Origin of the sequence: Thiohalomonas denitrificans, from assembly GCF_016841685.1 — a bacterium.
GTDB lineage: Bacteria > Pseudomonadota > Gammaproteobacteria > Thiohalomonadales > Thiohalomonadaceae > Thiohalomonas > Thiohalomonas denitrificans_A.
Map to the genome: position 1 here is coordinate 1 of NZ_JAENYR010000118.1, position 7,705 is coordinate 7,705.

Below are 7,705 nucleotides of genomic sequence, written 5' to 3' on the forward strand. Positions count from 1 at the left end.
CCGTCGCTGGACCTGTCGGTGGGTGCCACTGAAGGAACCAATGTGACGGCGAACGGTGTCGAAACCGATGCCGCCGCCCGGTCGGTAGGACTCTCCGCCGGCTACGAGGTCGACCTGTGGGGGCGCATCGGAGCGCAGACCCGCAGTAGTGCGATGAGTGCCGCCGCCAGCGCCGAGGCCGTGCAAACCGCCGCGCTGACACTGACGGCGGAGCTGGCGCGGCAGTGGTACGCGATGGCGGAGAATCGGCAGATACTGCTATTGCTGGAAGCCCAGGAGGCAACGGCCGCGGAGTATCTGGAGGTGCTTCGGCTGCGTTTCATCGCCGGTCAGACACGCGCGGCGAACCTGCTTCAACAGCGCGATCTGGTCGCTTCCCTGCAAGCGGAACAGGCGCAAACGCAGGCTGGCCTCGCAACCGCCCGCCACGCACTGGCGGCACTTTTGGGGCGTAACCCGGCCCGGGCACCGGAGAGCGATCGCGCTGCGCTTGTGTCTCTTTCCCCCTTACCGGCCACCGGCCTGCCGGCCGAACTGGTCCAACATCGTCCCGATTTACGGCGCGCCCTCTATAGCCTTCGTGCGGCAGAGCAGGATGTCGCCGTGGCGGTGGCGCAACGTTTTCCCCGACTCAATCTGACCGGTTCTGCCAGCAGTCGCAGTGCCGAATGGGACGGCCTGCTTGATAACTGGTCACGCACCCTGGTGGCCGATCTGGTGGCCCCTCTGGTGGACGGCGGACGCCGCCGTGCCGAAGTCGAAAGGAGTCGAGCCGCGGTCGATGAGGCTATCGCCGACTATCGGGAAGCGATTCTCGCTGCCTTTGTCGAGGTGGAGGACGCACTGGTTCGGGAGCGCGGCCAGCGACGCTTCCTGGCCTACGTGGATGAACGCCTACAGCTGAATCGACAGGTCCTGGAGCGTCAGCGCGATTACTACCGTAGTGGCGATGGTGACTTTCTGAATGTGCTGGATGCCCAGCGAAACCTGCAGACGCGAGAGCGCGAGCGTATCACCGCGCAACGTCAGCTGATTGAGTTTCGCATTGCCCTTTATCGGGCTTTGGCCGGCGGCCTGATCGACTTGCCGGAGCCTGAACCGAAATTGGAGACCACCGTCTATGAGCCATCCTGAGTCGCCCCGGGCTCGTCGCCGCTGGCCCCTGCAAGTGGGGCTGGTGCTATTGCTGCTGACGGTCGCTGTCACCGGGACCCTTATTATGATGAATAGTGCCCCCAAGGCGATCCGCAAACCGGCGGAAAAGACCGCTCGACTGGTGGAAGTGATGCCCGTGCGGCTGGGCGATCATGTCGCCGATATCGCAGCCATGGGCCGGGTTGTCGCCGCCAGCGAGGCGACTCTCTACCCGGAGGTGACCGGCCGTATTACCGAGGTCAATGAGCGATTTGTTCCCGGTGAACAGATTCATGCCGGCGAGGAACTGTTGCGGCTGGATGATGCCGATTATTACCTGACGGTGCGTCAACGCCGGAGTGCCCTGGCGCAGGCCGAGGCCACCTTGGCGAGAGAGCAGGGTCAACAGCAGGTGGCGCGGCGTGAATATGAAATGCTGGGTGAACAGATGGCAGCCAATGAGCGCAACCTGGTGCTGCGTGAACCGCAGTTGGCCAGTGCCAGGGCAACACGGGAGGATGCCCGGGCCGCACTGGACCGGGCGCGCCTGGACCTGGAACGTACCGTGGTGAAGGCGCCCTTCGACGGCATCATTACCGAAAAGTCGGTCTCGTTGGGGACCCGTGTGAGCAGTACCTCGCCGCTGCTGACCCTGGTTGCGACCGAGTATTTCTGGGTACGGGTCGATCTGCCGGTGGTGGCGCTGAATCAAATTACCGTTCCCACTGGTCCCGGAGAGGTCGGCTCAACCGTGAAGCTCCGACGTGGGGACTGGCCGCAAGGCACCTATCGAGAAGGGAGGGTGCTGCGCCTGAACCCCCGCCTGGACGAGCAGGCGCGTCTGGCGCAGGTACTGGTCGAGGTGCGCGATCCGCTGGCACAACTGCCCGAGCACCAGGGGCTTCCGCGCCTTCTGATCAACGACTATGTGGAGGCGGCGATCACCGGTCGGACCCTGCAGGAGACGGTTGCCCTGGATCGTTCGCTTTTGCGCGGCGGCAATCGGGTCTGGCTCCTTGAAAATGGCGAGTTGGCGATTCGGCCGGTGGAGGTGGTCTTCCGTGGTCGGGAGCAGGTCTTCCTGCGAGGGGATCTGAAGGCGGGGGATCGGGTGGTAAGCACGGATCTCTCCAGTCCGGTAGCGGGCATGGCCCTGCGCACCAGTAGACCCGGGGGAGCACTCGCTCAAGGAGAGGCCGATGAGTAACCCGCGGGACGGCATTATCGGCTGGATGGTCCGCAACCGGGTCACCTCCAACCTGTTGATGCTGATCTTCCTCATCGGCGGGCTCTTCTTCAGCCTGCAGATCAAGAAGGAGGTGTTCCCCGAGTTCGAGCTGGACATGGTGACCATCTCGGTTGCCTACCCGGGTGCATCCCCCGAGGAGGTGGAGAGCGGCATTCTTCTGGTTCTGGAGGAATCGGTACGGGGCGTCTCCGGTATCGACGAGGTGACGGCGGCAGCCTCGGAGGGCAGTGGCCGCTTATCCGCGGAGTTGAGTGCCGACGCAGAACCGATGCGGGTATACCAGGACATACGGCAGGCGGTGGACCGTATCACCACCTTCCCCGAGGAGGCGGAGGACCCCGCTATCGCTCTGGCCGAACACAAACGCCAGGTGATGGGGGTGTCCCTGTTCGGTGAAGTGGACGCCTGGGTCATGCGCGGCTGGGCCGAAGAGGTGCGGGATCGTCTGCTGCAGGATCCCGGTATAACCGAGGTGGAGCTGTCGGGTGCCCGGGAATATGAAGTACAGGTGACCGTCGACCGCGAGATGCTGCGCCGTCACGGGCTCACTCTTGGCGAGGTGGCCGACACCATCGCTGCCAGCTCGGTCGAGCTGCCCGGCGGCGGGATCGAGACGAGTGGCGGCGAGTTGCTGCTGCGCATTGCACAGCGCGCCGATTGGGCACGCCAATTTGCGACGATTCCGCTGCGCACCACCGAGAACGGGGCTGTGGTTCGTCTTGAGGATGTGGCCGGGGTGAGTGAAGAGCTGGCGGAAACCGACCGCTATGCCACTTATAATGGCAAGCCTTCGATCGGCCTGCGGGTCTTTCGCGTCGGCGAACAGACCCCGCTGGATGTCTCGGCCGCCGTGAAACAGGTCATGATCGATCTGGAGCCGGAACTGCCATCCGCGCTTTCACTTGATGTCGATTACGACCGCTCCGATATCTACGCGCAGCGTATGCAACTACTGCTCAAGAATGCCTTCATCGGGCTGCTGCTGGTACTGGTACTGCTGGGACTTTTTCTGGAGTTCAAGCTGGCGTTCTGGGTGACGCTCGGCATTCCTATTTCCTTCCTGGGTGCATTCCTGTTTCTGCCGGCGATGGACGTCTCGATCAACATGGTCTCCATGTTCGCTTTCATCATCGCCCTCGGTATCGTGGTGGACGACGCCATTATTGCCGGCGAAAATGTCTACGAATACCGACAGCGCGGCATGGGCTTTATCGAAGCCGCCATCGAGGGCTCACGCAGCGTGGCGATGCCGCTCTCGTTTGCTATCCTCACCAACATTGTCGCCTTTCTGCCGCTGCTGTTCGTGCCCGGCTTTATGGGCAAGATGTTCGCGGTGATCCCGGCGGTAGTCGGTACCGTGTTCCTCATCTCCTGGGTGGAGGCACTGTTCATTCTGCCGACCCACCTGGCGCACTCCAACCCAAAGCACAAGTTCGCCCTTTCGCGAATGCTCTACCGGCGCCAGCAGCGTATCGCGGCGGGTCTGGCGCGGTTTGTGAAGACTCGCTATCAACCCGTCCTGGAGCGAGCACTGGGCTTGCGATACGCCACGGTGGCTGCGGGGCTGGCGGTGCTGATCCTGGTGATTGGCTACGCCGCCAGCGGCCGTCTCGGGTTCAATCTGATGCCGCGGGTGGAGTCGGACCGGGCGGTGGTTACCGCCACTCTGCCCTACGGTACGCCCCTCGCGCATGCCGAACAGGTGCGGGAACGGTTGGTATCCGCTGCCGAACGGGTTATCGCGGAGGTGGGCGACAACCAGCTACTGGAAGGCATGGAGACGGAGATCGATGAAAACGTGGTCGAGGTGTTCGTGGAGTTGGCTCCGGAGGATGTCAGGGAAATCTCTACCTCCGAAATGACCCGCCGCTGGCGTCAGGCCGTGGGACAGCTGGCCAATGTGGACGCCTTGCGTTTTCAGTCCAATCGCGGCGGTCCGGGTGGCGGTGCCGCGCTCTCGGTGGAGTTGACCCACCGCGAAAACGACACACTCAATCGGGCCAGTGAGCGTCTTACCCGGCTTCTGGCCGACTACCCGAACGTCACCGATATCCAGAACGGCTACACCCCGGGTAAGGAGCAGCTCAGCTTCCGGGTGCTACCGGCCGGACGTGATCTGGGGCTGACCGCGCGGGAGGTGGCGCGCCAAGTGCGCCACGCCTTTTATGGCGCCGAAGCCTTGCGTCAACAGCGCGGCCGCAATGAGATCAAGGTGATGGTGGCTCTGCCAAAGAGCCAGCGACTTTCCGAATACGACCTGGAACAGCTGATGGTCCGTACCCCGGCAGGGGCTTACGTGCCGCTGCTTGCTGTGGTGGAGGTGGAAAGAGACCGCGCTTACACCAGTATTGAACGGCGCAACGCCCGCCGTACGGTGACGGTTACCGCTGACGTCGAACCTTTCGACCAGACCAATCAGATGTTGTCGGCGCTGAAAGCCGATGCCCTGCCGGATCTGGTACGTGACTTCCCGGGGCTCTCGTACAGCTTCCAGGGCCAGCAGGCCGATACCGCGGAGGGTACCAACAGCATGCTGGCCGGCTTCGTAATAATGCTGATCGTGCTGTACGCCATGCTTGCCATTCCATTCCGCAGTTACAGTCAGCCGCTGCTGGTTCTGGCGGCGATCCCCTTCGGCATCGTGGGGGCCGTTCTGGGCCACCTGCTCATGGGGTATGGTCTCAGCATGGTGAGCGTCATGGGAGCGGTGGCGCTGGCCGGGGTGGTGGTCAACGATTCGCTGGTGCTGATCGACTATAGCAATCGCCGTCGCGATGTGGGCCTTTCGGCACACGATGCCATTGTCGAGGCCGGGGTGCGCCGCTTCCGTCCGGTATTGCTGACCACGCTAACCACCTTCGGCGGTCTGGCACCGATGATCTTCGAGACCTCCCGCCAGGCCCGCTTTCTGATCCCGATGGCCATTTCGTTGGGATACGGGATTCTGTTCGCCACGCTGATCACGCTACTGTTGGTTCCAGCGCTCTATCTGGTTCTGGAGGACATCGGCCTGGGTTGGCGGGCCCCGGTGCGCGACGAGGGCAAACATCTGGAACCTGCCGATGCCGATTCGGGCGGCGCATAATTCACACCGTCAAAGACGCCGAGAGCCAGCCAATACACTGGTAAAGGCAACTGATGCTCACTGCAGGGCGCTGCGTTTGCAGAGATACCGATTTCAAATTCGACCCAATGGCCGGTGTCTGCTTACTCTGCGCCCGTGCGGTGAATCGGGATTGTGGTAAACAAGATGCAGAAAATTCTCCTGATTGATGACGACGAGGGCCTCTGCGAACTGCTCGACGAATACCTGAGCAGTGAGGGTTTCGAGGTGAGCTCGGTGCATGATGGTGAGGCGGCGGTGGCGCGTGCCGCGGAAGGCGGCTGGGATGCGGTTATTCTGGATGTGATGCTGCCGGGGGCGAACGGCTTCGATGTATTGAAGCGCATCAAGCCCGAACTCGGTGCACCGGTATTGATGCTGACCGCCCGTGGGGAGGATACCGACACCGTGTTGGGACTCGAGCTCGGAGCCGACGATTATGTGGCCAAACCCTGCAGTCCGCGGGTGCTCGTGGCCCGTTTGCGGGCGCTGCTTCGCCGCCGGCCAGGTGAACAGGGCGGCCCATTGAGGGTTGGCGACCTTTCGCTCGATGAGGGCAGTCGGCAGGTCGACATCGGAGGAGAGATGGTGGCGCTGACCGGCGCCGAATTCAACCTGCTGCGACTGCTGGTGCGCCATGCCGGTGAAGTGGTCAGCCGCGATGTATTGGCGGAAGAGGGCCTGGGGCGACCGCTAGGGGCCTACGACCGACGTATCGAGACCCATATGGCGCAGATCCGGCGCAAGCTGGGAGCGTTGCCGGACGGTTCGCCGCGGATTCAGACGGTGCGCGGTTCCGGCTACCAGTATGTGCGGCGGGGCTGATGAGCTCGCTGTTTACCAAGATTTTTCTGGCATTCTGGCTTGCCGCCGTACTGCTGGGCATCACGCTGTTTGCCTTGGCACGGCTGTTTGGCAGCGAGGTCATTGAAGAGACCGAACAGCGCCTTGCCGGACAGGCAGTCAGTGCAGCGGCGCTCTGGGAGACGGGCGGCCGTCACGCAGTGGCCCGCTGGCTGCACAATCTCCAGCCGGGAACGCAACCGGCATTGGTGGATGCCGAAGGGCGACCGGTCCTGCGCCAGCCCCTGCCGCGTCATCTGGCGCGCTGGTTGCCACGTCCCATGGAGTCGGGCACGCATTCGGTGTCATCCGCCCACGTGCTGGTGGTGGCGGCTCTGCCCGATACATCGCCGCCGCTCTATCTGGTTAACGAAGTAGCAGCGGGGCACCTCCGCATCCTGCCCGTCTGGACGCGCATCCCCATTGCCATTCTAATCACCGGTCTCGTCAGCCTTGGCCTGGCGGCACTCGTGACACGCCGCCTGCGCCGGCTGCGGCGGGCGGCACAGGCATTGGCTGCGGGGGATCTGAATGCGCGGGTCGGACACCACGGAAGGGATGAAGTGGCGGCCCTGTCTCGTGACTTCGATCAAATGGCAGACCGGCTGCGCGACCTGCTGAATGGCCAGCAACGTCTGCTTCGCGATGTCTCCCATGAATTGCGCTCGCCCCTGGCACGGCTACGTATCGCCCTGGAGTTGGCGGAGCGGGGTGAGTCCCGTGACAAGGCACTGGTGCGTATCGGTAAGGAGGCGGATGAGCTGGAAAGGCTGATCGCGGACGTGCTCTCGCTTGCGCGTCTGGAGTCGGGGCAGGGGCAACTGGAGCAGCGGAAGCTGTCGCTTGGGGACCTGGTCAGGCAGGTCGCCACCGATGCCGACTTCGAGGCGCGGGCCAAGGAGCGGACGGTACGTTTCGAGGGTGGTGAGAAGCTGGTGGTCTTTGGTGATGCGGTTCTCCTGCGCTCGGCGGTCGAGAACGTGATCCGCAATGCCGTGCGTCACACCGCCGAAGACAGCGAAGTCACTGTGACACTGGGGCGTGAAGACGAAAGCGCGCTGGTCGAGGTGCGGGACCACGGCCCCGGCGTTCCCGAGGAGGAACTGGCCAAGCTTTTCCGTCCGTTCGCCCGGGTCGGCGAAGCCCGCGATCGCAAGAGCGGTGGCTATGGACTGGGGCTGGCCATCAGCCGCCGCGCCGTGGAGGCCCACGGCGGCGGAATCTACGCGGAGAACATCGAAGGTGGCGGTCTACGCGTTCGCATCTCGCTTCCGCTAACCACTAACCACTAACCACTAACCACTAAGCCACTCACCACTAAGCCACTCACCACTCACCACTCACCACTCACCACTCACCACTCACCACTCACCACT

The 7,705-nt window shown here is 63.3% G+C and carries 5 protein-coding genes; all 5 read left to right on the forward strand.

Features of this window, described 5'->3' with window-relative positions; genetic code table 11:
* The coding region (locus Q7L05_RS16345; RefSeq protein ID WP_303909209.1) for an efflux transporter outer membrane subunit at positions 1–1,134 on the forward strand (1,134 nt) is incomplete at its 5' end.
* Positions 1,121–2,341, forward strand: coding sequence for an efflux RND transporter periplasmic adaptor subunit (locus Q7L05_RS16350; RefSeq protein WP_303909211.1), 1,221 nt, complete (start codon positions 1,121–1,123; stop codon positions 2,339–2,341). The genes Q7L05_RS16345 and Q7L05_RS16350, both read left to right, overlap by 14 nt.
* The gene (locus Q7L05_RS16355; RefSeq protein ID WP_303909213.1) at positions 2,334–5,468 is read left to right on the forward strand and encodes an efflux RND transporter permease subunit; all 3,135 of its coding nucleotides are present in this window, start codon (positions 2,334–2,336) and stop codon (positions 5,466–5,468) included. Before Q7L05_RS16350 ends, Q7L05_RS16355 begins: the two co-directional genes overlap by 8 nt.
* Before the next feature lie 165 nt (positions 5,469–5,633).
* Positions 5,634–6,311: a response regulator transcription factor gene (locus Q7L05_RS16360; RefSeq protein WP_303909215.1), complete on the forward strand. Its 678-nt coding sequence runs from the start codon at positions 5,634–5,636 to the stop codon at positions 6,309–6,311.
* Positions 6,311–7,621, forward strand: a complete 1,311-nt coding sequence (locus tag Q7L05_RS16365; RefSeq protein WP_303909217.1) for an ATP-binding protein — start codon at positions 6,311–6,313, stop codon at positions 7,619–7,621. Before Q7L05_RS16360 ends, Q7L05_RS16365 begins: the two co-directional genes overlap by 1 nt.
* The last annotated feature ends 84 nt before the right edge of the window (positions 7,622–7,705 follow it).

Bases quoted from the DNA above. Each gene is read 5' to 3' on its own strand.
- Q7L05_RS16350 (WP_303909211.1), top strand. From the start codon at position 1,121: ATGAGCCATCCTGAGTCGCCCCGGGCTCGTCGCCGCTGGCCCCTGCAA.
- Q7L05_RS16365 (WP_303909217.1), top strand. From the start codon at position 6,311: ATGAGCTCGCTGTTTACCAAGATTTTTCTGGCATTCTGGCTTGCCGCC.
- Q7L05_RS16360 (WP_303909215.1), top strand. From the start codon at position 5,634: ATGCAGAAAATTCTCCTGATTGATGACGACGAGGGCCTCTGCGAACTG.
- Q7L05_RS16355 (WP_303909213.1), top strand. From the start codon at position 2,334: ATGAGTAACCCGCGGGACGGCATTATCGGCTGGATGGTCCGCAACCGG.